The 25,755-nt window shown below is 58.8% G+C and carries 19 protein-coding genes and 2 pseudogenes; 7 read left to right on the plus strand and 14 right to left on the minus strand.

Annotation, left to right across the window (positions count from 1 at the left end; translation table 11 throughout):
• Positions 1-504: 504 nt before the first annotated feature.
• Positions 505-1,291 (plus strand): annotated as a pseudogene (locus tag ACA048_RS14635) (transposase).
• 549 nt (positions 1,292-1,840) lie between these two features.
• Positions 1,841-5,164 carry an Ig-like domain-containing protein gene (locus tag ACA048_RS14640; RefSeq protein WP_497629782.1) on the plus strand — a complete coding sequence of 1,108 codons (3,324 nt, stop codon included), beginning with the start codon at positions 1,841-1,843 and terminating at the stop codon, positions 5,162-5,164.
• A 226-nt stretch (positions 5,165-5,390) separates the two neighbouring features.
• On the opposite strand, the gene ACA048_RS14645 is transcribed toward ACA048_RS14640, so the two are convergent.
• On the minus strand, positions 5,391-5,918 hold the full coding sequence (locus ACA048_RS14645; protein WP_497629783.1) for a GNAT family N-acetyltransferase: 528 nt from the start codon (positions 5,916-5,918) through the stop codon (positions 5,391-5,393).
• Positions 5,919-6,193: 275 nt separating this feature from the next.
• On the opposite strand from ACA048_RS14645, the gene ACA048_RS14650 reads away from it, so the two are divergent.
• Complete coding sequence (locus ACA048_RS14650) at positions 6,194-7,006, plus strand: MerR family transcriptional regulator (RefSeq protein WP_497625067.1); 813 nt, start codon at positions 6,194-6,196, stop codon at positions 7,004-7,006.
• Between the two features lie 385 nt (positions 7,007-7,391).
• A pseudogene (locus ACA048_RS14655) lies at positions 7,392-7,583 on the plus strand (cytochrome c); the annotation flags it as partial.
• Positions 7,584-7,781: 198 nt separating this feature from the next.
• On the opposite strand, the gene ACA048_RS14660 reads toward ACA048_RS14655, so the two are convergent.
• Positions 7,782-8,687, minus strand: coding sequence for a LysR family transcriptional regulator (locus ACA048_RS14660; RefSeq protein ID WP_497625068.1), 906 nt, complete (start codon positions 8,685-8,687; stop codon positions 7,782-7,784).
• Between the two features lie 127 nt (positions 8,688-8,814).
• Here ACA048_RS14660 and ACA048_RS14665 point away from each other — a divergent pair, with 127 nt between their 5' ends.
• On the plus strand, positions 8,815-9,807 hold the full coding sequence (locus tag ACA048_RS14665; protein ID WP_497625069.1) for a zinc-dependent alcohol dehydrogenase family protein: 993 nt from the start codon (positions 8,815-8,817) through the stop codon (positions 9,805-9,807).
• A 76-nt stretch (positions 9,808-9,883) separates the two neighbouring features.
• Here the strand turns inward: ACA048_RS14665 and ACA048_RS14670 are convergent, their stop codons facing one another.
• Both ACA048_RS14670 and ACA048_RS14675 read right to left on the minus strand, forming a co-directional pair.
• On the minus strand, positions 9,884-10,195 hold the full coding sequence (locus tag ACA048_RS14670; protein WP_497625070.1) for a hypothetical protein: 312 nt from the start codon (positions 10,193-10,195) through the stop codon (positions 9,884-9,886).
• A gap of 5 nt (positions 10,196-10,200) precedes the next feature.
• Positions 10,201-10,794, minus strand: coding sequence for a cyclodeaminase/cyclohydrolase family protein (locus ACA048_RS14675; protein WP_497625071.1), 594 nt, complete (start codon positions 10,792-10,794; stop codon positions 10,201-10,203).
• Positions 10,795-10,917: 123 nt separating this feature from the next.
• Between ACA048_RS14675 and ACA048_RS14680 the strand changes: the two genes are divergently transcribed.
• Entirely contained in the window at positions 10,918-11,889 is a 972-nt protein-coding gene (locus ACA048_RS14680) for a ribonuclease Z (protein WP_497625073.1), read from the plus strand.
• Between the two features lie 339 nt (positions 11,890-12,228).
• Positions 12,229-13,062: a GntR family transcriptional regulator gene (locus ACA048_RS14685; protein WP_497625074.1), complete on the plus strand. Its 834-nt coding sequence runs from the start codon at positions 12,229-12,231 to the stop codon at positions 13,060-13,062.
• A 155-nt stretch (positions 13,063-13,217) separates the two neighbouring features.
• Here the strand turns inward: ACA048_RS14685 and ACA048_RS14690 are convergent, their stop codons facing one another.
• The 10 genes from ACA048_RS14690 to ACA048_RS14735 all read right to left on the minus strand — a co-directional run bounded on the left by ACA048_RS14690 (position 13,218) and on the right by ACA048_RS14735 (position 25,701).
• Entirely contained in the window at positions 13,218-14,378 is a 1,161-nt protein-coding gene (locus tag ACA048_RS14690; protein WP_497625075.1) for an acyl-CoA dehydrogenase family protein, read from the minus strand.
• Complete coding sequence (locus ACA048_RS14695) at positions 14,375-16,183, minus strand: acyclic terpene utilization AtuA family protein (protein ID WP_497625076.1); 1,809 nt, start codon at positions 16,181-16,183, stop codon at positions 14,375-14,377. Before ACA048_RS14695 ends, ACA048_RS14690 begins: the two co-directional genes overlap by 4 nt.
• Entirely contained in the window at positions 16,168-16,932 is a 765-nt protein-coding gene (locus ACA048_RS14700) for an enoyl-CoA hydratase-related protein (protein WP_497625077.1), read from the minus strand. Before ACA048_RS14700 ends, ACA048_RS14695 begins: the two co-directional genes overlap by 16 nt.
• Positions 16,929-18,176 carry a CaiB/BaiF CoA transferase family protein gene (locus tag ACA048_RS14705; RefSeq protein WP_497625078.1) on the minus strand — a complete coding sequence of 416 codons (1,248 nt, stop codon included), beginning with the start codon at positions 18,174-18,176 and terminating at the stop codon, positions 16,929-16,931. Before ACA048_RS14705 ends, ACA048_RS14700 begins: the two co-directional genes overlap by 4 nt.
• Positions 18,177-18,200: 24 nt before the next feature.
• The gene (locus ACA048_RS14710) at positions 18,201-18,746 is read right to left on the minus strand and encodes a 2,4'-dihydroxyacetophenone dioxygenase family protein (RefSeq protein ID WP_497625079.1); all 546 of its coding nucleotides are present in this window, start codon (positions 18,744-18,746) and stop codon (positions 18,201-18,203) included.
• A complete protein-coding gene (locus tag ACA048_RS14715; RefSeq protein WP_497625080.1) occupies positions 18,743-19,540 on the minus strand; it encodes a cupin domain-containing protein in 798 nt (265 codons plus the stop codon). Before ACA048_RS14715 ends, ACA048_RS14710 begins: the two co-directional genes overlap by 4 nt.
• A gap of 553 nt (positions 19,541-20,093) precedes the next feature.
• Complete coding sequence (locus ACA048_RS14720) at positions 20,094-21,413, minus strand: outer membrane protein transport protein (RefSeq protein ID WP_497625081.1); 1,320 nt, start codon at positions 21,411-21,413, stop codon at positions 20,094-20,096.
• Positions 21,414-21,576: 163 nt separating this feature from the next.
• Positions 21,577-23,478 (minus strand): acyl-CoA synthetase, encoded by a 1,902-nt coding sequence (locus ACA048_RS14725; RefSeq protein ID WP_497625082.1) that lies wholly within the window; start codon positions 23,476-23,478, stop codon positions 21,577-21,579.
• Positions 23,478-24,434, minus strand: a complete 957-nt coding sequence (locus tag ACA048_RS14730; protein WP_497625083.1) for a fumarylacetoacetate hydrolase family protein — start codon at positions 24,432-24,434, stop codon at positions 23,478-23,480. Before ACA048_RS14730 ends, ACA048_RS14725 begins: the two co-directional genes overlap by 1 nt.
• A 175-nt stretch (positions 24,435-24,609) precedes the next feature.
• On the minus strand, positions 24,610-25,701 hold the full coding sequence (locus ACA048_RS14735; protein ID WP_497625084.1) for a VOC family protein: 1,092 nt from the start codon (positions 25,699-25,701) through the stop codon (positions 24,610-24,612).
• Positions 25,702-25,755: the final 54 nt, after the last annotated feature.

Consider the following 25,755-nt stretch of genomic DNA (forward strand, 5'->3'; position numbering starts at 1 on the left):
GTGAAAAGTGTGCGACTGAGCAGATGAGCGGGCAGTAAAAAGCCCAGCGGGCGGCTGGGCTTTTGGTCGCATCTCATAACGCGCAAGATCGACATGATGTGGTCAAACTCGCTCAATCGCTCATTTCTGTCCCCCAGCATAGGTTCTTCCGGCCAAAATGATTGCACGGGTAGTTCGAAGCCCGACATTCGTCGACTTTGAGGCGAAAAACTAGTGACCGATAACGGACAAATTGGCTGTCTTGTTTTCATTAGAAAGATCTTCTTGGAACGAAGGTGAGTTACTTGATGCGTCAGCTTTCTGTGGAATTAACCGACAATGCAACACAGCTACGAAGTTGCACGGAATTGCCCCCCATCTGCATCTCCACTAACCAGTCATTTGCATCCGACTTGACCAGCGCACAAGGGAATGACGACCGGCAGAGAACGGCCCAGAGTGTGTAAAAAACACCTTCGCGAACACTTGTTATGATTTCTGAGGATTTCATCGCAGGGATCGCCCATGAAGCGCTTTATCCAAGGTGAACATCGAGGCCAAGGCACCTTGCTTCCCGAGAGCCTCGACGACTACGTCAGCGATACCAATCCGGTGCGCGTAGTCGACGTCTTTGTCGACGAACTCGACCTGGTCAATCTGGGCTTTGAAGGTGCCATTCCAGCCGATACTGGCCGGCCTGCTTACCACCCCGCGATCTTGCTGAAGATCTACATCTACGGTTATCTCAACCGCATCCAGTCGAGCCGACCGAGGTTACTTCAAAAGTGAACAAATCCTGGCTTGTCACGATGCCGGCATCACCGCCTATGTGCCCAAGCCGATGACCTCTGGAGCCAAGGCTGACGGGCGTTTCAATAACGATGCCTTCATCTATGACGAGGCAAAAAACGAATACATTTGCCCGGCTGGAGAGGCACTGAACTGGCACTATTCCTACGTTGAAAAAGGCCTGAAGATGCATCGTTACTGGAGTTCGAAATGCCGGGGCTGCGCGTTGAAATCGCAGTGCACACCGAGCACGGAACGACGAGTTCGACGCTGGGAGTATGAAGACGTATTGGAGGAGATGCAGCTTCGGCTGAGCAAAGCACCAGAGATGATGCGAGTCCGAAAACGGACTGTTGAGCATCCCTTCAGGACGCTCAAACAATGGATGGGTGCAACGCACTTCCTGACGCGAAAGCTGGTCGGGGTAAGTGCGGAGATGAGTTTGAACGTGCTCGCCTACAACATGAAACGGGTGATGAAAATCATGGGTGCTAACGGTTTGATGAAGGCGCTGTCGGCGTAAAAAAGGCTGATTTTGGCCCATCCCAGAGGCTGTAAAAACAGCGTTAACGTGTTCCAGGTCGCGACCGATGCGACGCCGCCGCATTGACCATGCGATCGCTCAGCCAACAAAGATCGATGTTCCAAGACGATGAGGTCAGAGCGTTTTTACACACTCTGGGCCAAAAGCAGCCCTTCTCGACCAGTCAAATCCATGTCACCTCAGAGCAAGCAGCCCTATCCCAAGCGGTGGGTGAAACTGGGCGCTACTATCTCCATAAATGGGGCACTACACCCGCCTCGCCAGGCGTTTACCACCAAACTTGAGGAATTTTCCCCATTCACGCTTCTCCGGCTTAAAACACACATAAACAGCTCGTTAATTAAATTGAACTTTTTCTTCGCCCTATGGCAGTGGCTTATAAGTTGCACATCCTCCTTGGTACCCGCAACAGCTGTCGTCCCGGTAGGGAGACTACGGGACATCACGCGAGGGGTGAAAAAATTGAAACGCGCGACTCCATCTTTCGATTCCTTCGGTTTGCTGCACAAATCAAGCCTGTCTTGTGCGATGTTCCTTACTCTGACCACGGTAGAAGCCGCGCCGCTGGATGATTTCGGCCCGCCACCACCGACAGACCCCTCGGCGTTTACCAACCCGCCGGCCGACCCCAAGGCCGCGCTGGATGCCATAGAGGCCATGCCACCCGCCAATCAGGGCGCCTACGCCCTGCCCAATGGCGTGTACGGCACCCGCACCACGCCAACGACCGACAACGTGCTGCCGCCAAACCTGCAGACATCCTTCAAGATCCCCACCAACGGCAAGCCCAGCCCATTGTTCGGGGCCCTGCCGTACACTCAGCAACTGCTGTTGTTCGAAGAATTCGGCACGGAAAAACTCGACCCGACCCTGCCGGCACCGCCGCTGACCTTCCCTGTGCCTCTTGCCGGCCCGGCGCCTGCGCAAGACCCGAACAGCATCGCGCGCAGCGGCCCCTCAGCCGCAGCGCTGGAAGCCTTCATGCGCCAGCCGGGGCTGTACCCGTTTCCTTCGCAGTTTTCTAACGTGTTGGACCGCAACCCGTGGAAAGCGCAGATCGAAGCCTTCCTCAACCGCCATCCGGTCGGCTCGCCGGCCGAAGGTCGTCCGCCAGGAAAAGGCTGGTCACATCAACGCTGGAACGAGTTCTACCCGCAGGTCGCCTTCAAGACCGCTCAAGCGGGCGCCAAGCTTAACGGCGGCATGCGCGACCGCCGGCAATTACACAACTACGCCGTCGGTGAGTTCGGACCTGGCGGGCTCTACAACCAGACCTCGGACACCCCGATCATCGCGGGCACCACCAAAGGTATCGATACCCGTTTTCACCCCAACATGCCGATTCAGAACCACAAGGCACTCTGGACCTTCGACGGCACCTTTCCGCCCAAACTGCTGATGGTGCGGTACGGCCAACCGGTGCTGATGCGCCACTACAACGCCCTGCCGATCGATCCCGCGGCCAACATGGGTTTCGGCCTGCACACTCTCAGCACCCACGAACACAACGGCCACTCCCCGGCCGAAAGCGACGGCTTTGCCAATGCGTTTTTCTTTCCGGGGCAATACTACGACTATCGCTGGCCGCTGCAACTGGCCGGTTACGACACCATCAACACCAGCGCTCAGGATCCGCGCGCGGCGTTCCCCTGCGCTCCGGGTGAAACCCTGTACGTCAACGATGCCACTCCCGGCCTGAAGACGTGCAACAACGGCAGCATCAAGATCCGTGGCGACTGGCGCGAGACCATGAGCACCCACTGGTTCCACGACCACATGCTCGATTTCACCGCCCAGAACGTCTACAAGGGCAACGCGACGATGATGAACTACTATAGCGCCCTGGATCGTGGCAACGAAGCGCTGGAAGACGGCGTCAACCTGCGCCTGCCCAGCGGTTCCGCATTGCCCTGGGGCAACCGCGACTACGATGTGAACTTGACGGTGGCCGACAAGGCCTGGGACGCCAATGGTCAACTGTGGTTCAACCCGTTCAACACCGATGGCTTTCTCGGCGACCAGATCCTGGTCAACTGGCAGTATCAGCCGCGCCTGAAGGTGCGGGCGCGCAGCTATCGGTTCCGCATTCTCAATGGCTCGGTGTCACGGTTCTTCAGGATCGCGCTGGTGCGTGAAATCGTCGGCACCGGTGGCGAATTCCCCGGCCCGACCGGTTCCGGCCTGTCTTACACCCGCGTACCGTTCCACATGATCGCTAACGACGGCAACCTCATGGAACACGCCGTGCCGTTCGACGGCAGCATGGACCTGGACGGTGACGGCGACGTGCAGGACCACAACGCCATCCTGCCCACCCTGGGCATTGCCGAGCGCTTCGATATAATCGTCAACTTCTCAAAATACGGCATCAGCACCGGCGACAAGTTGTACTTCGTCAACCTGATGGAGCACCAGAACGGCAAAGGTCCGGAAAGTCTGCCGCTGAGCCTGGCCGATGTACTGTCCGGCAAGTATAAGGCGGTGCTCAAGCAGGGTAGTAACGGGTTGCAATGGGACGCCGGCGACCCGGTGGTGGGCAAGTTCATGCAGATGGTGGTCCAGCCTTATGCCGGCCAAGACGTGAGCATGAACCCCGCCGACTTCGAACCCGCCAAGCCGGGCAAGCCGGTGGGTAAAAGCATGATCCCTCTGACCCTTAATCGTGACGACCCGACGGTGCAGGCCACACTCAAGGCGGCGCGGCATCGCGAGTTCATCTTCGGTCGCTCCGACGGCACCGACGAAGAACCCTGGACGATCAAGACCGACGGCGGTTTAGGCTTCCAGATGGACTCTCGAATCATCAGCGCCGCTCCGCAACTGGCCACCGGTCCGACCCCTGCGGGATTCTCCGGCGACGGCACCCTGGAAGTGTGGAAAATCAGGAACGGCGGCAACGGCTGGAGCCACCCGGTGCACGTGCATTTCGAAGAAGGCATCGTCCTCAACCGTGACGGCAAGGCGCCGCCGGAATGGGAAAAATGGGCACGCAAGGACGTCTATCTCATCGGCCAGGGTATCGACAGTTCGGTGGACGTGGACATCGCGATCCGCTTCCGCGAATTCGCCGGGACCTACCTAGAGCATTGCCACAACACCCAGCACGAGGACACGTCCATGCTGCTGCGTTGGGATGTCGAGCACCCCGGTCAGTTCCAGCTGATGCCATCACCCCTGCCTGGCTGGGACGGCGTCACCTACGTCAATTCCGCTGCGCTGCCGACCTTCCGCACTGGAGATAAACGTGTCGAGGACGGCAATAACCAAAAACCGATCGCCAACGTCGACAGCGCCACCAGCAATAACAGCCTGCCGCTGACCATCAACGTGTTGGACAACGACACTGACCCTGACGGTAACGTGCCACTTAAAGTGGTGGGTCTGGAGCAACCGGACTCCGGCAAGGGCGTGGCCAGCACCGATGGCCTGCGAGTGATCTACACACCACCGGCCTCGGTTCCCGCGTCGTTCACCGCAACCTTTACCTATAAGGCCAGCGATGCCAAGGGCGCTGAGTCGGAACCGGCGACGGTGTCCGTCAATGTCACCACGGGAGCAGCCACCGAGACTCTGGTGGTCACCAGCGCTTTCGTCATCGTTCGCACCGACAATCGCTACACCTGGGATATTTCCGGCACAACCTCGCGTTTTGCCGGCAATAGCGTGACGGTGACCGTGTCCACTCCCGCCGGGCCGCTTAATCTGGGCAAGGCCACGCTCACGCAAGTCGGCACGGGTGCGAAATGGCGAGTGTTAGTGGCGACCTCTGGAGCCGGGCCGGCACCAAACCCGACCATCACTGTCAAGTCCGCACTCGGCAAGACGATAACGGCTCCGATAGTGGTGCGCTGAGCTACAACTAAGCATTGGCAATGAGGGTCTCATAGATTTTTGAGACCCATCTGTGGCAGTGTGAATCGGCACGTTGCTTAGCAGCCAAATCTTCGGAAGACATTTAGAGCAGTAGCGCAAATCGCCGGTGAACAAATGACCGTTATGGGTCGAAATGAGCCTCTCACGACGGGCAACAATCGGCCAAGAGCAGTCATTAGGGAATGGCGCTGTTGATCCGTGAAAGCTATGGGGTTTGGGGAACCAGCCATGACATTGCGCAGCGGCAACCTGGTTCAAAACCGTAGCCATACTCTTCTGCGAGGATGTCTGCCAAACGCTTATCCAATGCTGCCGCAGCGTTATGCTGAAACCCCAGACGCCGGTAGAAGGGAGCGTTCCATGGCACGTGTGTAAAAGTCGTTAGCGTTACAGAACGCAGCTGATTAGTTCGCGCATATTCCATCGCCGTTTCAACCAGTTTTCGTCCCCACCCCTGGCCCTGCATGGACTGTTTGACCGACAACTCATAGATATGAAGATCCCTGCCGTGGCGTTCTGCGCTTAGAAAACCTTGAGGCTGAGCTTCAGCATCGACAGCAATCCAACACGTTGATAGCCCGATCAATTGCTTATGACGATCGACTGTCATGGTGGCGGCGTCTGCAAGCCAACTCAATTCATCGATTAAACGGAATGCTTGAGCAGCGGAGCGTTCAATACGGGGTAACAACTCCGCATCATCGGGTAAAGCCCGGCGAATTTGTGCAGGCATGAGATCTCAAAATAGTGTTTGCTTGCGTGTAATTCTACGCTGCCTGGACGCGCATGATGGCTGCTGGAACCACGATTCAAATGTCCGGCCTTGGGTCTATTGCTGGCCCTAATGTGGCAGCGGTCCGCCAAGAGCGGACGATTAGGCGGGTCAATGTACGGCCTGTAACATATAAGGCCTGACCCCGTTCATGATTCTGAGACAGCGAAGCATGGGGCTTGAGCTTTCCCCTAGGGCAAGGAATAAGCTGCGTTTACCACTAAAAAGGAGGTTCCATGCTTACCATAGGACAAATGGCACGTAGTCACGGGCTTACTACTAAGAAGCTTCGCCACTACGACAGCATTGGTTTATTCACCCCGGCCTTGACTGGGCGCGAGAACGGCTATCGTTATTACCGACCCGAGCAGATCGTTACCCTGGGCCGGATTGTCTGGCTCAAGCAACTCGGTATGCCACTGGAAGATATCCGAACACTGGCGAACAGCGGCAGGCTGGACAGTGTTGCCAGCCTTCGTGAATCCTTGGAAGCGCACGCCCGCAAGCTCAGAGGCGCCATCGCCCGCGACCAGCAGGTGCTCGACCATCTAACCCGTTACTTGGCTCAGCCGGAATGTAGCATGCCCGCCATGCAAACACCTGAGCGTATCTTTCATCCTGCGCTACGAATCATGGGGATGAGCTGGCAACAGCAGGACGAAGGCACTATCGGCCAGATGTGGGAGCGCTTCTTTCCACGGGAAGAGGAAATCGATCGTTTGCAGGATCCAGTCGGGACCTTCGGTATTTGCCAGCCCTTGGCTGACGGTCAATGGCGTTATGTCGCAGGTTTGCCGGTGAGTGCCGATGCGCCACTGGTGCCGGGAATGGTGGAGTTGCAGATACCCGCTCGTTATTACGCCAGGGTCGAGCATTACGGCACAGTCACTACTTTGCCGGAAACCTTCCGCGCCGCTTACAGTGAATGGCTGCCTGCTGCAGGCATGGAGCCTGACGAAGGGGTGGAATTCGAATACAGCGGTGAGCGCTTCCTAGGACCCATGCATCCGGACAGCGTAACCGAGTTGTACATCCCGCTCAAAAACTGACGGCCACATAGCGGCTGGCTCGACCTGAGTCTATGACTCCGTCCACTACGAAACCAGCCTTCGCAAATTGGGCGCCGCTTTCATAATTACTGAGTAAAGCGCAGGTGAGTCAGGATCAGTCGCAGGCCTGATTCGCCCGTGTTGAAGACCAACAAGCGGTATTTGCGTTGTGAAGCGATGAATAATATTTTCATTGTTTTTATCTTCCTTGATGGGATCAGCGTCGATTGGACGCGATTTGGAGCGCGGGAAAGATATCAGCCGTCGCGTCGGCACACAGTCATTTCTGATGCCCATTAAACCAACACGTTTTCCCGGCGCATCCCGGTGACCGCTGTGGCCGATTGCTGTCTGTCGCGATGGGCTACAACCGGCCCGGAGCGGATGCGCTTTCAAAAAACGATTAAATGATTATCCGGGCGTGATTGTATCTTCGATAATACTTCGCCCAAATGGCGACTTGATTCCAAGAACCTCGCGTGAGAATGGTGTAAAGCTATCGCCGCACTCATGGAGCGTTAAGGATCTGCGCGATTTACATCAATACATGGGTGGTGTGATTTCACAAAACCGATGACCTTTAAAGTGCCTGGTGCTGTGCTGTCACCTTCATTGACATGACGCCAGCACCAGTGAATTATTTGCTTCACGCCGAGGCGCATTTCTTCGAATTTTCAGGTTTGGAAAGCCAAACCAGCCGCTCCGGGCTATCCCTGCGGCTACAAAGAAATGCTGGCGTCAGCAAGTGTTGCCCGGACGGTTACTTTGTGCCGTGTCACGCCAGGCAAATGTCGCTGCCCCCTGCAAATGCATCGCGCAAATAGTCTGTGAATGCTCTAACCCGCGCAGATTGTCTCCGATCCGGGGGAGTTACAGCGTGAATGGGTAGAGAAGCCGGCGAGTAACTCTCCAGTAATGCGACTACGCGCCCTTCCGTGTGGTCTTGTCGAAATAGCCACAATGGAGAAAGCGAAACACCTAACCCGTTCAATACCATCTGCCTGATCGCCTCACTGTTATTGCTGCGAACATTGCCACTGACTTGCACGCTACTCCATCTGCCATTGTGCTCGAATCGCCAGCTGGCAAAATGCTGCAGCTGTTTGAAAACAAGACAGTTGTGGTCGGTCAAATCCTTCGGCGTTGAAGGTACCCCATGTCGTTCCAGGTAGCTGGGAGTAGCGAACACACAACGCCGCGTCAGTCCAATTTGTCTAGCAATCAAGGTACTGTCTTTGAGTTCGCCTATACGCACCGCGACATCGATGCCAGCGCTCACTAAATCGACATTTTCATCATTCAGTTGCAAATCGATAGTCACGTTTGGGTAAAGCTCTAGAAAACCGCGCAGCCTGGAGGCGATTTGTACTCGTCCAAAACTACCCGATGAACCGACACGCAAAGACCCTGCAATACGCTCCTGACCGGTATGAAAAGTCTGCTCCGCATTCTCTACAGAAGCTAAAATGGCTCTGCATTGTTGGTAGTACCGCTGTCCCTCATCTGTCATGGACAATTGACGAGTGCTGCGAGCAAACAGGCGGCCACCTAGTCGGGTTTCCAAGGCGCTGATCTGTTTACTTATGGTCGGTTGGCTTAGGCCTAATTCCCGGGCAACGGCAGAAAAACTGCCTCGCTCCACTACCCGGACGAAAATCGCCATCGATTCAAGCGTGTCCATTTGATTCCGATTTATTCGCCTTTTGGAATCTTTACTATAGGGATTTACCTACTTATCGGAAACCATCCGCCAGGTGAAACTGTATTCAACGCCGGTAACGGTTTGGATCATTTCAAGAGGAAGACCTATGAACGACATGATGCGTGCTGCTGTCGCAGTAAATCCTGACAGCCAGCTTCAGCTCCAACGCTTAGCCCTCCCTGTACCGCAAGCGGGCCAAGTCCTGATTAAAGTAATTGCCAGTGGCGTGAATCCTTTGGATACGAAGATCAGTCAAGGTAAGGGTGCACACGCCCGCCAGCCTTTCCCAGCGGTCTTGGGCATGGATTTAGCTGGAGAAGTGGTAGCCGTTGGGGAAGGCGTCATGTCCTTGCGGCCTGGCGAAGAAGTCTACGGAATGGCTGGCGGCATCGGTGGGCAACAAGGTTCGTTGGCGGAGTACATCTGCGTGGACGCCGACCTGATCTCCCGCAAACCAAACAATCTGAGCATGCGCGAAGCGGCAGCGCTGCCTTTGATATTCATCACTGCTTGGGAAGGTCTGGTAGACCGCGCTAACGTCCACGCTGGCCAAAAAGTTCTGGTTCAAGGTGGCGCGGGTGGCGTAGGGCACATTGCAATACAAATCGCAAAAGCTCGAGGCGCGCAGGTTTACGCTACCGGAAGCGCAAAAAGTCGTGACGCCATCGAAAGCTTCGGCGCCACTGCCATTGACTACAACGATCAAGTCGCTGCCGAGTACATGAATCAGCATACCGATGGCGAAGGTTTTGACATCGTTTATGACACTGTCGGCGGCACGTCTCTCGACGCATCCTTCGCTGTGACGAAGGTGTATTCAGGTCATGGGGTCAGCTGCCTGGGCTGGGGTGAACATAAACTCGCTCCCCTGTCATTCCGTGGCGCTACCTACTCTGGCGTATTTACACTGCTGCCGCTCTTGACTGACAAAGGGCGTAAGCACCACGGTGAGATCTTGGCCGAGGCCACTCGCTTGTCTGAATCAGGGCAGTTGCGAGTTCTGCTTGATGACCGCAAATTCACCCTCGACACTGTCAACGAAGCCTATGCAATCGTGTCTGGCGGAACTGCAAAAGGTAAAATCGTCGTCGATATCTGATGATGCAAGGGCGCAGACAATGAACACGGAACGAACGATGCCGGCTTGGACGTTACGCGGATGTGTTGTGCCAGGGCTAACGAATGAGATTCACGGCGGTGGCACGGATCAAGATTTCTTCCTGTTGAAAACGCTCTTCTAGATCGCGTTTGTAACTATGCCACCAAAGCCGATCAACAACTTCCACCATGACCTCATAAATGATGATGTCGTCCTCTGATCTTTTGTTGCCTTGCTGTAACGAAATACCTTTCGCTGGATTGCGGATGAACGCCGTCACGCCTCCGAACTGGTCGGTCAAATGCTCCCGCACATGGCGCAAAAGCTCCACCGGCTGCGGTGTGCCTTCGTTGGTGTTGAGCGGTAGGAGGATCTCGATCAAGTGCATGATGATCACCTCTGCGGGAGCGATTTGTCCTGACGCCAGACGCCAGCTAGCGCTTCATCGGCTTTTTGCTGCAGGTCGCAGCGGTCATGTGCCAGTTCAGTTCTTCTGGCCGACGGTACGATCTGACCAACGTCCGAATCGACATTCAGCAATAGCGCCGAGAGGCTTGCGTGCATGATCAAGACGGCGGCGACCACATCGCATTGCAAGGACGGCTTCACACAGGGTAAGCCCCTCTGCGCAAGTTCGATGCCTTGAAGGCAGCCTCTCGCAGCAGCGAGTGCACCCAGGGTAACGTCCAGGGTTCGCTGTTGACTGTGACCTTGAGCGTCAGCCAGTGGCTCTTCGATGTAAGCACTGAACGCTCGAACATCATTGTCGGCGTGGGCCTTCATGACATCGATCAGTTGCTCCGCCTCATGGATGGTTTTTTTTCGCTCGTCTTCCAGGTTGCGGTCATCGGATTTACGTAGTGCCATGAGCAGAAGCGCAAGGCCGAAGCTGGCACAGACGCATGACGTGGCACCACAGCTTGGTACCGAAGTATCGGCAGCGATTTTGTCTCGAAAAGACTCAAGGCTTGATAACCAGATGCTCATCCGCAGCATATCCTTCAAGGCAGTGGGTTTTCTTTGGAGCAACCCGGTGCACGCCAGTGCAGCGCAGGGGACCAACGGTGTGGATATACACTTGAGCAAAACCCATTGAATAAGGGGACGGTCATGGATCTCATATTTCTGGGCACTTCATCAGGCGTTCCAACCCGCAATCGAAATGTGAGTGGCACCGCTCTCATAGAGTCCTCTGGCAGGGGTTGGTATCTGGTGGATTGCGGTGAAGCCACTCAACATCAAGTGATGCGCACCCCGCTGTCTTTGCGAGAACTACGCGGGTGTTTCATCACCCATGTACATGGCGATCATTGCTTCGGTTTACCCGGCTTGCTGGCCAGCGCCGGCATGTCGGGACGTTTGGAACCACTCGATATTGTGATGCCGGTTGCGCTACATGCCTGGGTGCGCCTCAGCCTGACCGTCAGCAAGTCCTGGCTGCCCTTCCAATTGCATCTGCACGCGAGCGAAACCTTCAATGGCTGGCAAAATGACAAGGTTCAGGTCAACACCGTTGCCCTCTCCCATCGCGTTCCCTGCCATGGCTATGTTTTTGCCGAATCAGATCCTCATCCGCGACTGGATATTCAACGTCTGGAGGCCGAAGGGATTCCTCGTGGCCCGCTGTGGGGCGAGTTGGCGCATGGACGTGAGGTTGAATACGCCGGACGTGTAATCCGTGCGGAGCAATATTTGCGCCCTGCGCGCCCCGCTCAACGCATTATTATCTGCGGCGATAACGATACCTCTGAACTGTTGGCAGAGGCGGCTGCCGGTGCGAATGTGCTGGTACATGAGGCGACTTTCACTCAGGCATTGATCGATCACAATCGCGAGAACTACGGGCACAGCAGTGCCGCCGCCGTGGCGCGCTTTGCCGAGTCGGCAGGCATTCCCAATCTGGTAATTACCCACTTCAGTGCCCGCTACCAGTGCAATCCCGAGCGAAGTCCGTCCATCGAAGATGTACGCAAGGAAGCAGCAGCCCACTTCACCGGCGAGCTGTTCCTGGCGCGAGATCTGCAGCGTTATCACCTCGACCTGGACGGTCGGTTGAAAGTCGTCATGGGCCGCATGGCGTAATGGCGATCACGTTCGGGGAATTTTTGCGTAGCCATTTGCAAGAGGAAGCCAGTGAAATGCTTCATTCAAAGTGAACATCGAGGTCAAAGCACCTTACTTCCCGAAAGCCTCGACGGCTACGTCAGTGATGCCAATCCGGTGCGTGTCATCAGCGATAGACTAGTGCAGCCCGATCTGCCCGCTACCCTTTCGCCCACGCGGGTCGACAGCAGGCGGTCGAGCGCACGACGATGGCAATCCCGCCAAGGGCAGGGTTTGCAGACTCACGGCGCACAATGACGGCCGCACGTCGGTCCTGATACCATAAGCCTAATGTTAGGCACTTGGGTGAAAGACGGCGTGAACAAGCGCAACAGTGATGCAGACATCAGGACCGAGCGACCGATGCTGGGGGCCGAACGCGGCGTTACCCAATATCAGCGGTTAGCTTCCCTGCTGAGACACCAGATCGCGAAGGGCGAGTACCCGCTCGGCACACAGCTGCCGACGATCACGAAACTGGCGGACGACTTGGGTGTCGCGGTCGTGACTGTCCGGCAAGCGTACGAGCTGCTTTCCAAGGAAGGACTAATCCGCAGCCAACGGGGTGTCGGCACCCACGTGGCTGCGCTGCCCGCCGCCACCGGCGGCCTCGAACAGACGATCAACGATCCGTTCGCCGCGCCGCAGGCGCTTTCCTTCGAGATACTCGAAGTCCGGTACCACACTCAATTGCCCCAAGAACTGCTTGGTGCGGACGATCGGTCGGCGGACGACAACGTATGCGTGCGCAAGCTGCATACCTATTCCGGCGAGGCGTTCTGCTATGCCGAGATTTACGTGCCCACGGCGGTCTTCGAGTCGCTGCCCAAGGACATCGCCAGGAAAAGGAAGCTGCTCGCCGCGGTGTTCGACAAACTGGGCACCCGCGGCAAACGCGTGAGACAGCGCATTTCTGTGATGCCTGCGGATTTTCCTTTGTGTGACCTACTGAAGATCCCCTTTGCCTCTCCCGTGGCGAAAATGTCACGGTGCCTGGTCGACGGCAAAGGCAACGTGCTGTACGCCGGTGTCACCTGGTATCGGGGCGACCGCTACGTCGCCGAGATCGACTTCCCTGCGTCTACATTGAAGACTATGCCCGGGATGACCGAACCTCAACCGGGCCTGGTGGGTGAACGCAAGCGGGACTAGAAGCGCTTGTGCGCGTTTTCCTGATCCACAAGAACACACTCGTCACGGCCACCCTGACCGGCCTTTACAAACACTGAGTGCGCCGTAGTACTGCAACTGTTTAAACGGTTCGGCGCGAATACCAATGAGGAAGGCGTGTTGGTTCGTTGCGCAGATCAATAGGACTTCGGCAGGCCGAGCGCCTGCTCGGCGACGTAGCACAGCGCGAGCTCCTGGGTAACCGGCGCGACCAGCGACAGCACGCTTTCGCGCAGGCCGCGCTCGACGTGGTACTCCGTGGCATAGCCGAATCCGCCGTGTGTGCGCACAGCACGCAATGACGTCTCGAAACTGGCCTCGGCCGCCAGGTACTTCGCCGCCGTGGCCTCGACGCCGCAGGGCTTGCCGAGGTCATAGAGCGCCGCCGCCTTCCACATCAGCAGCTCGGCTGCTTGCAGGCGCATCCAGCATTCGGCCAGTGGATGCTGGATCGCCTGGTTCATGCCGATCGGCCGCCCGAACACGACGCGTTCCCTGGCATAGTCCGTCGCCCTCGTCAGCGCCGTCTGCGCGGCACCGAGCGCAGAGGCCGCGACGAGGATGCGCTCCGGGTTCAGACCGTGCAGCAGATACCTGAACCCCTGGCCTTCCTCGCCGATGCGATCCTCGACCGGGATCTCCAGCCCGTCGATGAACAGTTCGTTCGAGTCCACGGCCTTGCGCGCCATCTTCTCGATCTCGCAGATGCGCACATGCTTGCGGTCGAGGTCCGTATAAAACAGCGTGACGCCGTCCATCGGCCTCGCGCATTCCTCAATCGGCGTCGTTCGGGCCACCAGCAGGATCTTGTTGGCGTGCTGCGCGGTCGAGGTCCAGACCTTCTGGCCGTTGACGATGTAGCGGTCGCCCGCGCGGCGCGCGAAGGTTCTGATGCGTGTGGTATCAGAACCGATGTTCGGCTCGGTCACGCCGAAGCAGGCGCGATCCGTGCCTTCGATCAATGGCGGCAGAAAACGCCGCTTCTGCGCCTCGCTGCCGAATACGACCATGGGCTGCGGGCCGAACAGGTTCAGATGCACCGACGACACCGCCGCCGAGCCGAGCTTGCCGATGGTGCGCATCACCATTGCGGCTTCCGATATGCCGAGGCCGGCGCCGCCATGCTCTTTGGGCATAGTCACGCCGAACCAGCCGCCGCGGGCGATGGTGTCGCAGAATTCACTCGGCCAGCGTCCGTCGCGCTCGCGCTCGAGCCAGTAATCGGCACCGAAGTCGGCGCAAATCGCCTCGACGGCGTCGCGGATCGCGAGCTGGTCTTCCGATAAATCGAAATTCATGCGGGCAGTTCCTGCAACAGGTTTTCGGGCACCTCGACCGGCATGTCGAGCAGCATCTGCGCCATGCCCTTGCCGAGCGGGTCGTTGCGCAGCGACGCCATGCCGCCGCCGCCCAGCGCGCGCTCGCATAGGAGGTTGATGGCTTGAATGCCGGGCAGTTCGTAGCGATGCACCGGCCCCTGCACCAGGTGGCCGAGGTAATCCTTCACGCGTTCGGGTGTCACCTGCTCGATCAGCACCGGCAACAGTGCCGGATGGCGGGCGATCAGGCCGATATTGGACGTGTCGCCCTTGTCGCCGCTTCGCCCGAGCGCGATTCTCACCAGCGGCACGGTCTGGCGTGGGCCGGCGGGCAGAGCACCCTCGGTGGGCACCAACCGTTCCGACACCCCCTGTGGTGATGGCGGCGGCAACGCCACGGTAAACGTCGTCTCGCCGAGCGTGACCGTCGGCGACACCTGCTCCTTCGCAATGAGCCAGGCAAACTGCCGCAAGACCGGCGACACGGAGGGACGGCCACCTGAACCGGTCGTGCCCGGTGACCATGACGTGCCGGGTGCGGCGAACTCGCGGCTGTACATCTCCAGCGCGCGCCGGTCGGCATGCGTAACAGTCAGGCGCAGCACGACTTCGCGCGTCGGCAACCGCCGGGCGAGCGGGCCGTAGGCCGACTCGGTGCCGAGCAGCTCGATGCGCGTCGCCAGGAAGTCCGCGAACCCGTTCTCGCGCAGCAACCGGCGGCCACGCTCGAGCAGCGCTTCGCCGGTGCGCTTGGCTTTTGCGGCGGCATCGATCCCGACGATGGTGAGCTGCCCGGACACCTTGAAGCCCGCCGGCGCAGTGGCGCTGACCTTGTAGGTAGTGGTCGGCGGCAGGCCGCGCGCACCGGTCACCCGCACGCAATGCGGCCCGACTTGCTCCAGGCGCACCTGGCGGAAGTCGCAGATCACATCCGGTAGCAGATAGCGGGCCGGGTCGCCGATCTCGTACAAAAGTTGCTCACCGACCGTCCCGGTCGAGACGAGCCCGCCAGTGTCCGCGGGCTTGGTGACGACGAAGCTGCCGTCGTCGCGGCACTCAACGATCGGATAACCGATGTTGGCCCAGTCGGGCACCGCGGCCCAGTCAGTGTGCAAGCCGCCGGTGGCCTGACAGCCGCATTCGATGATGTGGCCGGCGAGACTGCCCGCAGCAAGCCGGTCGAAGTCGTCAGGCGCCCAGCCGAATTCGTGCATCAGCACGCCGAGGGTGACCGCACTGTCGACGCAGCGGCCGGTGATGACGATGTCGGCGCCCGCGTCCAGCGCCTGTGCGACCGGCAGCGCGCCAAGGTAAGCATTGGCCGTCACCAACCGTTCCGGCATCGGCTCGCCGTTGGACATTCCGACCGTGCCGGCCGCCCGCATGGCAGCCGCGAGTGGCAACACGTCATCGCCTTCGACGATCGCGATGCGCACCACCACGCCCAGTTCGTCGGCCAGAGCCTGCACCGCTGCGGCGCAGCCCTTCGGGTTCACGCCGCCGGCGTTGCTGACGATGCGAATGCCCTTCTCGACGGCCTGCTTCAGCACCGAGCGCAGTGCCACCGTGACGAAGTCGATGGCGTAGCCTTCCTCGGGACGCTTCATGCGTGCGCCGGCAAGGATAGACATCGTCAGCTCGGCGAGATAGTCGAACACCAGGTAGTCGATCTCGCCCTGGCGCACCAGTTGCATCGGGCCGAGGCAGCTGTCGCCCCAGAAGCCCGAGGCGCCGCCGATGCGCACGAGCTTGTTCGAGGCTTGCGAATTCATTTGTTGGTCCATTGCGGTTTCCTTTTTTCCTTGAATGCGGCGATGCCCTCGCGCGCATCCTGCGTCATGGCCAGCAGGCCAATCTGGCCTTCGCCGAACGCGATCGCCTCTTCGAACGCCATCGAGCGCATCGCCTTCATCGCATACAGCCCGCGGCGTAGCGCGGTGGGCGAGTTGCCGAGCAGTCGCGACAGCAGGCGCTCGAGCGCTCCGTCGAGGTCGTCCGCCACGTCATTGATCAGGCCGATCTCGCGCGCTCTCGCGGCATCGATCGGGTCACCCGTCAGGCAAAGTTGCACCAGACAGCGCTGCGGCACCTGGGCCTGCAACACGGCGAGCACTTGCATCGGGAACACGCCGACTTTCGCTTCTGGCAGGCCGAAGATCGCGTGCGGGGCAGCGATGGCGAGGTCACACATCGCGAGCAGGCCCATGCCGCCGGCCATGCAGGCACCGTTAACCCGCGCGATAAGCGGCACGGCAAGCGTGCGGGCGGTGCGCAGCAGGTCGGAATAGGCGATGGTCGGTATGGAGTAGTCGAGCGCGAAGGCGTCCGCGCCCAGGTCGGCACCGGCGCAGAACGCCTCGTCGCCCGTGCCGGTGAGCACGACAGCGCGGATCGAGTCGTCCACCCGGGCGCGCTGCAGGGCTTGCTGCAGCGCCGCGATGACATCCGCGTTGAGCGCATTGCGGCGCTCCGGGCGGTCGATGGTGAGAATCAGCCGGCCGTCCTGCCGGCTTTCTTGAAGGACCGTCGTCATGTCCTGGCCTCCGTTTCCTTGGTTGCCGTCGTCACCTGGGTCACGTTGGTCAGCACCATCTCGCGAATCTGCTCGGGCGAGTAGCCAGCCTCCGCGAGCACTTCCTCGCTGTGCTCACCCAACAGCGGCGGCGGGCGCAACGGCGGCAGCGGCGATTGCGGCCATTCGCTCGGCACCGCCATGGTCCGCAACACGCCCTCGGTGGGGTGCTCGAATTGTTGGAAGAAGCCAATGTCCTTCAGGTGCGGATCCTCCAGCAGGGTCTCGAAGGTATGCGCCGGGAGCACCGGGATGCCGAGCGGCACCAGCAACTCTTCCCATTCTTTCGTGGTCTTGGTTTTCAGCTTGTCGGAGAGAATTTCGTACAGCACTTCGACATGCTGCGTGCGTGATTCACCGTCGGCAAACCGCGGGTCGCTCTCGAACCGCTCGGCCTCGCCGACCACGCGCATAAAGGCCTTCCACTGGTCGTCGGTGTAGACGACCAGGCAGACAAGACCGTCCTGCGTGGCATATGGCCGCCGATGCGGGTTGAGCAGTCGCGGATAGCCGAAGCCACCGCGCGGCGGGATGAACGTGTGGCCGTAAAGGTGATCGCCCAGCATCATCTGCGCGGTCGTCTCGAACATCGGCACATCGACCGACTGGCCGCGACCCGTGCGTTCGCGCGCCAACAACGCGGCGCAGATCACACCAAACGCGTACAGGCCCGTCGCCCGGTCCGAGAGGTTGAGCGGCGCATAGCGCGGTACTTCGGCCCCCGCCCGCACGCTGGCCTCGGGGATCGCGACGGCGGCCTGGATCAGATCGTCGAAGGCGCGCGAGGCCGCATAGCGGCCGCGCTGGCTGAAACCGAAGGTGCCGACATAGATAATGCGCGGGTTCACCTGCCGTACCGCTTCGTAATCCAGCCCGAGCCGCTGCATGGCCTGCGGCCGCACGTTGTAGATCAGCGCGTCGGCCGTCTGCGCCAGTTTCAGCAGCGCCTCCTTGCCGACAGGATTCTTGAGGTCCAGCACGATACTGCGCTTGTTGCGGTTGAGGTTGAGGAACAGCGGACCGGCGCCAGCGCGGCCACCGGGCCCGGTGGCGCGCAGCATGTCGCCACCGGGCGGCTCCACCTTGATCACGTCGGCGCCAAGGTCAGCCAGCATCTGCGTGGCCGAAGGTCCCATGACGACTTCGGTGATGTCGATAATGCGCAGGCCGGCAAGCGGCCCGCCCTGGCTTGAGTTGTTATTCATTCGGTCCGTGCTCCTCTTTTGCGGTCAGGAACCGGCTATGTCGGCGCTGTTGCCGCGGACGTAGGGCAACGCGAGACCGCGCTCCTTTGCGAGGGTCTCGAGCACGTACTGGATCGAAAGCGCGTCATTCATTGAGTGGAAGGTGCCGTCCTCGTTAAAGCTGACCTGCGCGCCTTCGATCCAGGCGATGGTGATGGTGTCTTCGGTGTTCTCCTTGGGGGTGTAGAAGGTGTGCACCGAGCCGCCCGGCTCGAACAGGTAGGAGCCCGCCGTCTGTGGCTGGTCTGGGTACTCGAGATACTTCCAGCAGCCCTGGATTGTCCACACCTGCGCCGTACCGGTGTGGTAGTGAATCGGCAGGGAGGCACCGGGTTCCACGATGGCCTTGATGACCCACTCGCCGCGCTCCGGGTCAATGCGTAACGGCTGAATGTGGATGCCCGGGAAGACATCCTTGATCAGTGGGATCTGCTCGATGTTGACGGTCAGCAGAGTGTCCTGCGGAAGGCCGACCAATGGCAGCAACGCGCCGGTGGAAGTTTTTTGCTGCGTGGGAAATTTAGCGTTCATGCGTTGTTTCCTTTTGTTGTTGGGAGTGAAGCGGTGGTGGGAAGCCGTCCTTGAATGAGAAAGCCGGATGCGGACTGCTCCGGCGGGCAGCGCAGGGCTGTGGAAACCCCGCAAGGTAGAAACAGGAAGTCGCCCGTCGCGAGACTGAAGTCCTGCCCGTCGACGTGCGCCTCGATCTGTCCGTCTTCGACGTAGAGAACCTGCTCGGCGTCGGGCTCGGTCGTGCAGGCCACTGCGCTGCCGGCAAGCATCCGCAGTGCCGAGATGTCGACCCACTGCGCGCCGACGGTGTCGCGGTCGATAAGTGGCACCCTGCCGGTGGCGGCGGCGTCGCCGGTCAGCACGCGGACGTCGCCACACTCAGCAACCGCAGGGTCGGGCTCCGTGATCGTCTGCGCCGGGTTCTCGCCATAAGGCGGCGTATAGACGACCAGCAGCCGTCCGGGCTGGTCGCTGGTCACGCGAAATGAATGGAACACGCCCGCCGGCACATAGGTCCAGGTTCCAGGGCCCATCACGTCGACGCGACCCTGCGCTTGCGACTCGCCAGTGCCTTCAATCATGTAGGCGCATTGCTCCAGGTACGGATGCGCGTGCGGCTTCGCGCCATGGGATTTCACGATCGTGCCGACCAGCACTTCGAGCGCCGTCGCGCCCACGGTCTCAGGGCCGATCACGCGCACATTGGAGGTGCCGGTGTGGTTCGCCGGCGAGTAGGCAGCAAGGTCCGCCGCCCTGATCACAGTGGGGATGGCTTTTATTGCAGCTGGATCCTGACCGTTTTGCGTAAGCATAGCACCTCCTACGAGACTTAAACCTAAAGATCTAATGTTAGGAGTTTTGCCATGAAAAATGAGCCTCGTCAAGCACCTCATTGGGGTGACCACAGAGATTCTGGCCAGACGGTACGAAGCAGAGGCGGATCTGTTTTCAATGGATTAAACGCCTCCTGCGGGTCGATTGTTGCCCTTCCCGACAGACAGCACAGCCAAAAGCTGCCATCCACTTAAGTAAGTGATAGCGGCTTGGCAACACAACACCTCTAGACTTTGATTTGCGTATTTCGGTGGCGCCGTCCCGAACTCGCAGAGCGCGAGTTCGGGGTCTTCCAAATCGCCACGGATAGCGACGACCTTCAGACAGGCGCAGAGATAAAACAGAGACTCTCTTGTGGAGAGTGCACCGACAGCAAGGAGCTTGGTAAAGCGCCTCGATTAGGCATGGCTACTAACGCCGTGGAACGCGTAGCGTCCGCCCGCTGTAAAGAGCCCCCATGACAGGTTCAGTAATGGGCGCTGGAAAAACTACTCAATCAATTTGTAGTGGAAATGCTCTGGGTCAAATCGATTAGTACCGATAGGTTGCCTGCACTGAAATTCCATTCGCGCTGTTTTCGTAGTTGGCACTGTATTCCGGTTGCAGTCCGGAGTTGTTCGGCTGCTTTACGGAGACTTTGGAATCCCAGAGGTAACCGTAAGCAAAGTCTATCGTCAGATCGGAGTTCGGCGAATAAGCACCACCCAAGGTCACGGCTTGGCGATTCCCAACCGGAATGCGCACGCTGCGATCGGCATTCCTGATTGGCGAAGGATCATAGGCGTAGCCTGCGCGCAACAGCCATTGTTGGTTCAATTGATAGGATGCGCCCACGGCAGTTGACCAAGTGTCACGCCAGTTCATTTCTTCGGTCACACTTCCCAGGCCAGCCGCCTGGCCAAGGGGGGAAAGACCGCTGTTGACAGCCTCGACCTTCTGGATCCGGCTCCAACGTTTCCAGGTAGTTCCCAGGTAACCTGTCCAGCGACTGTTGAAATGATGGGTGATGGACGTGTCCACGGATTCGGGCATAGTAAGGTCTATCTTGTTGTCATAGTTTCCGTCCAGCGGGATAACGCTCGGGGAGCCGGAAACCTCAGTATGCCCTTTGAGTTCATAGTCCACCTTCGAGTGATAGTTAATCCCCCAACTGGTAGCCTCAGTAAAGTCAACCAAGATGCCGACGTTGTAGCCAAGTGCGGTGTCATCGCCTTTGATGGTGACCAGTGTGTCCTCGCCGTTGTTAAGGGCGCCGGTGGCCAGGTAATTCTGAAGCTTTGCATTAAAACGGTTTATGGTCGGTCCGCCACCAATGGACACGTAATCATTGATCCGATAGGCAATGGTGGGCTGAAGGGTTATTTCCTTAGTCGTGCTATAGGAGCCATGGTAGCGGCCCTGAAAACTGCTCTCGTAATCATTGATCAGACCACTCGGAGCATAGAGACCCAGGCCAATCGAGAAACGATCATCAAGTGGCGTCGACATATAAGCGAAGGGCACCACCCCCAAAGGTACGGAGTCCCCTTTATTCGTTCCTGGGGCACTGCTCTGCGCATCACTGATGTCGTCGCTCACCGAGACGACCGCGGCGCCGCCGGAAATCTCACTACGCTTCAACTTGGTCAAGCCTGCAGGGTTTCCAAAGATGGTGCTGGCGTCCAACGCGGAAGACGACCTTCCCGCATACGCAGTGCCCGCACTGCTTGCACTTTGTTCGTTCAGGGCAATGCCATTGGCGCTTGCCATGGTGGAGGCGCTGAGTAGTGCGATGGCGCTGCTGAACTTAATCCAGACAGCACACTTTTGCTGAACAGAGAGACACGGGATCACGCAGCTATTCAGTTTCATTTTCCACCTCTTGTTTATTGTTTTTGTTGATTGCACGCAGGCAAGGCTTCGCCTTCCCGAGCACTTCTCAGTGCCGGTTGGAGTTGATCCAAGTTGTGTCAAAGGCCCTGGCTGAACAGCGCCAGGGCATGACTGACGGATTTACAGATTACGAATCAGAAACTTAATTAATCCACTCGACTTGAAAGCTGTAACGCCCCAAGAGCGGAGCCAGGACTTCTCGGCCAGTGCCGGCCCTGACGCAGGCAACCTGCCCACGACGGTTGTCCTGCACGACTTCAACGGCTATATCCGAAAGCCCCAGACGTTCCACTTCCTGCTGGACTACTTTGGCAATTTCGCGCTGCTGCAAAGCGGGCTTGAATATCTTGCCCACGGCAGTCAGTGGCAACGCTTCGAGGATTTCAATGCGCTTTGGAACGGCGGCCCGCTCGCTGATGTTGAGATGAGCGAATGCCTCAAGTTCTTCGACATTACAGGCTTGCCCGGGGCGCAGTTGAACGTAGGCGACCGGTACCTCGCCCGAGTAGGCATCGGGACTGCCAATGGCAGCAGCCAAGGCAACGGCAGGGTGCGCCTGCAGAGCCTCCTCGATTTGCTTGGGATCGATGTTGTGGCCGCCGCGAATGATCAGTTCCTTCTTGCGCCCGGTCAGCCAGAAGTATCCCTGCGCATCCTGGCGACCTAAGTCACCCGTATTCAGCCAGCGTTGACCGTCGATATCGATCCAGAGCCCCTGGTTATGACGCTCCTCCAAATAGCCATTGAAGAGGTTCGGCCCACTGATCGTGATGAGGCCGATCTCATCCACATTGGCATCGCGCAGGTACTCTCCGGAATCGTTGAGCAAGACCGCGCGCATATTCTGGTAGGCGATCCGTATCCCGATGGAGCCGATACGGCGCTCGCCGTGGGGCGGATTGATTGAAGAGACGCAGGCACCCTCGGTAAGACCGTAACCTTCAAGAATCTTCACCCCGGTCCGGCGCTCGAATTCCCGGAAAAGCTCGGCCGGCATGGGTGCGGCGCCACAGATTGCATAGCGAAGACTGGACAGGTCGCGGCCCTGCCATTCATTTTGCAGAAGTGCTGCATAGACCGTTGGCACGCCAGAAAAAAGGTTGATCCTGAAGTGCTCGACCATCTCCCAGAATCGTGGGATCACCCCCTCGCCACGATACCCTTGAGGCGTGCCGAGAATCACATGGTCGCCATGAGTCCAAGGCATCAGTCCAGTCACCAGCTGGCCATTGACATGAAATAGCGGCAGGCCACAGAACATGACCTGGGCACCATTGCGTGGCTGCATGTGAGCGGCGATGGCCGATGCGTTGAAGACTTCCGAGCCGTGGGTACGCGCGGCGATCTTGGGAAGCCCGGTGGTGCCGCCCGTACAGATGTAGGAGGAGCACTCATCCTGGCGGATTTGCCGACCGCTCTTGAGGTATGTGTGTGGCTGAGTATTCATCAGCGATTGCCAATCGTGGATCGCGATGCCGCTGTGTAAGTCTCGCTCCTTCAGTGCCACGGCTTTCAGAGCCCCACGCCCTGGTTCGTCGACATAGGGCGCCATGCTGACCCAAACGACAGACCTGATCCCGGGCAACTGATCCAGCTGCGAAGACAGTTTCGGCCACAGGTCGCTGCCTGGAGTCGGCGCGAGTGTCACCACCACGGATGCCTTCGCGGCGTTCAGCAAGCCAGCCATCTGCGTGGCCTCGAGCAGAGGATTGATCGCCATGACGATGCCCGCCGCCTCCCCGCCCCATATCGTGAAATGGGTTTCCGGCAGATTGGGCAAAACAAAGGCAATCACCTCGCCCGGTTTTATGCCGATTTCATCGAAGGCATTTGCTGCGCGGGTGATATCCGCCAAGAGTTGGGAGTAGTTCCACTCGTGGGTGCGCTTGAAATCGGCGGCATCGGCGAAGAAACTGAGCGCCGGTGCCTGGGGGGTGCGCTCGGCCGCCTGTCGCAGCGCGTCATAAGTGCTGCAAGCCAGACCACGCTCCGACAAGGGGACTCGTTCGAGACTTTCGATGTCATCCAGGGTCTGCACAACCATCAGGCTTCCCCCACAACGCGGTTGCGTTGCACGCCGAGGTCGATCACACCGTCGGCGCTGCGAATGCGCGCTTCGACCACGTCACCGGCCTTGAGGTACTGCGTCCGGCCTTCCTGCGCCTTGAGGAAAAGCTTCCACTTGGTGGCTTCGGGCAACAGGGCTGCGACGCGCATTTTGCCAGGCGATGGGATCGTCAGGGCGCAGCCGGCAGGCGTACCGGTGGCAATCAGGTCTCCAACGGCGAGATCTTGCAAGGCAGAGAGTTCGGTCAGGGTTTCAGCGGGGCCGTAAACCAGATTGGCCGTGCTGTCGTTCTGTCGCACCTGGTCGTTGACTGTCAGGCGCAGCTGCAGTGCTTTCAGGTAATGCATGCTATTGGCATCCAGCAGGCAGAGGTACGGGCCGACCGGGCCAAAAGTGCGGTAGCTCTTGCCCTTGTAGAACTGCATCTGGGGAATCTGAATGTCACGCGCCGAGTAGTCATTGACAATGACGACGCCTGCAATGAACTCATGCAGATTGGCGTCGGTGACAGTAATAGCGCCGGTGATCGCGCGCTTCATCACCAGGCCCAGTTCGATCTCGTAGTCAAGAAAGCGCACGTGGCGCGGCTTGATCAGGTCGCTATCAGCCGCCACCAGGCAACTCGTCGCCTTGGTGAAGATCATGTTGAATTTCTTCGCATCCGGGTCCATGCCCGACTCGATCATGTGCTGACGGTAATTGGCACCCTGGCAGACGAATTGCTGGTTACGGGATACCGGCGACAGCAGTTTTACTTCGCCCTGCGCAAGCTCCGAGCCTTTGAGTTGAGCGAGGTCGTCGATACTGTTCTGGCGAAGGAAGTCACCGGTGGTTTCAAAAACACCGGGGATGACTGTGATACGGCCCTGGCGAAGCACGCCCCAGTGGATACCGTTCTGAAATTCAAAGCGGACTACGTGTACAGCAGACATTGAAGGTACTCCTGGAGCGGCGTTTGTCCCACGTTCGGTGGCGTGGGAACTGTGGTGTTGTTCTGAAACGGGGCTGGCAACGGTGCAGACCCACGCACCGCCAGCAATCAAAGCGCCGGCTTTAAGCAGGTCCCGCCGGCCAAACCGGGTTGAGTTGTCCGACATGGCGGCAGCTCTACCCGAACATCCGCATGAGTGTTACCAACTTTCGGATGGTCAGGTCCGGGCTGCGTCGCAGATTGCGGATCAGCAAAATAAGGTTGGCCAGGCTCATCTTGGGTTTGGTAAAACTCTTGGGCATGCGCTGCCCCCACTGCGCCATTGCCTCGGGGCTCACCGGATGAATGCCCGTAGGCCGAGCGGCCGTGAAGACATCCCCGTCGCAGTAATGTTCATGCTTGTCGCCCCAAGGGTCTTGCCAGTAATCGAAAATCTGACTGCCCAGAATGTGCCGGCCGATGCCCCATGAGTGCTCCCAACCGCGCTCGCGCAGAACACGCTGCCCCATGCCCACGGCGTCTGTATCGACGACCTCATAAGCGCTGTGGCTATAGGTCGCCATGAACCCTTGCGCAATCGCGAGCGTATGGTGAGCCGCGGGTGTGTCACCGAGGTCAAGGCGCATGAAAGCAACAATAGGCGTGCCGTCGGGCAGTACCTGCACATCGCTGGGAATAAACCCGAAATGCCGCGTATACCAGGCACAGGTCGCTTGGTAGTCGGCCACTTCGATGACGATGTGGCCAAGCCTGAGCACTTCGGGTGGAGCAATCGGCGGGCGCTGCGTGGCATTCACTCGCGGTTGTTCGTGCGCCAGATTCCAGTTCAAGGGAGCTCTGTGTGCCAGAGGCTTGCCCGGGGTCTGATCGCAAACGGCTTCCACAATGAATCCGGAGGGATCGGTCAGTCTGACGCAATACCCTTTGCCAGGATGCTCCGACTTCTCTACCGATGACGCACCCGGGATTTGAGTGAGCTTTTGCAGGTCCTCCAGGGACCGCACGGCAAGTCCAAACCCGATAAAACGTGCATGTTCGGCCCATTGGACACGGTAACAGTACGAAGTGGCCTCGGTGGCGCGTAGATAGAGCGTTTCGGCCTCCTGCCGACTGACCGTCAGACCGAAGTCGGTCAGGAAATGCGCCGCCTCATTCAAGTCCGGCCGTTGAAAGATCAGGTGGGTCAGATCCTGGGCCTTCACCGTCGGCTGCGGATGCCGGGCGGGTTGTGGTGTCGCCAACCGGTGCAATTCATTTCTGTTGTTCATTGTTGTTGTTTTCCGGGTTTTTTTGGGCAAAACGGTCCCGAACCCCTGAAAAAA

It is taken from the genome of Pseudomonas sp. LBUM1659, assembly GCF_059716045.1.

Coding starts and splice junctions, on each gene's coding strand:
- ACA048_RS14660 (WP_497625068.1), bottom strand. CDS start 8,687: ATGGACACGCTTGAATCGATGGCGATTTTCGTCCGGGTAGTGGAGCGA.
- ACA048_RS14735 (WP_497625084.1), bottom strand. CDS start 25,701: ATGAACAACAGAAATGAATTGCACCGGTTGGCGACACCACAACCCGCC.
- ACA048_RS14665 (WP_497625069.1), top strand. CDS start 8,815: ATGAACGACATGATGCGTGCTGCTGTCGCAGTAAATCCTGACAGCCAG.
- ACA048_RS14695 (WP_497625076.1), bottom strand. CDS start 16,183: ATGGACCAACAAATGAATTCGCAAGCCTCGAACAAGCTCGTGCGCATC.
- ACA048_RS14675 (WP_497625071.1), bottom strand. CDS start 10,794: ATGAGCATCTGGTTATCAAGCCTTGAGTCTTTTCGAGACAAAATCGCT.
- ACA048_RS14645 (WP_497629783.1), bottom strand. CDS start 5,918: ATGCCTGCACAAATTCGCCGGGCTTTACCCGATGATGCGGAGTTGTTA.
- ACA048_RS14640 (WP_497629782.1), top strand. CDS start 1,841: ATGTTCCTTACTCTGACCACGGTAGAAGCCGCGCCGCTGGATGATTTC.
- ACA048_RS14730 (WP_497625083.1), bottom strand. CDS start 24,434: ATGTCTGCTGTACACGTAGTCCGCTTTGAATTTCAGAACGGTATCCAC.
- ACA048_RS14705 (WP_497625078.1), bottom strand. CDS start 18,176: ATGAATAACAACTCAAGCCAGGGCGGGCCGCTTGCCGGCCTGCGCATT.
- ACA048_RS14690 (WP_497625075.1), bottom strand. CDS start 14,378: ATGAATTTCGATTTATCGGAAGACCAGCTCGCGATCCGCGACGCCGTC.
- ACA048_RS14700 (WP_497625077.1), bottom strand. CDS start 16,932: ATGACGACGGTCCTTCAAGAAAGCCGGCAGGACGGCCGGCTGATTCTC.
- ACA048_RS14710 (WP_497625079.1), bottom strand. CDS start 18,746: ATGAACGCTAAATTTCCCACGCAGCAAAAAACTTCCACCGGCGCGTTG.
- ACA048_RS14720 (WP_497625081.1), bottom strand. CDS start 21,413: ATGAAACTGAATAGCTGCGTGATCCCGTGTCTCTCTGTTCAGCAAAAG.
- ACA048_RS14670 (WP_497625070.1), bottom strand. CDS start 10,195: ATGCACTTGATCGAGATCCTCCTACCGCTCAACACCAACGAAGGCACA.
- ACA048_RS14725 (WP_497625082.1), bottom strand. CDS start 23,478: ATGGTTGTGCAGACCCTGGATGACATCGAAAGTCTCGAACGAGTCCCC.
- ACA048_RS14715 (WP_497625080.1), bottom strand. CDS start 19,540: ATGCTTACGCAAAACGGTCAGGATCCAGCTGCAATAAAAGCCATCCCC.
- ACA048_RS14680 (WP_497625073.1), top strand. CDS start 10,918: ATGGATCTCATATTTCTGGGCACTTCATCAGGCGTTCCAACCCGCAAT.
- ACA048_RS14650 (WP_497625067.1), top strand. CDS start 6,194: ATGCTTACCATAGGACAAATGGCACGTAGTCACGGGCTTACTACTAAG.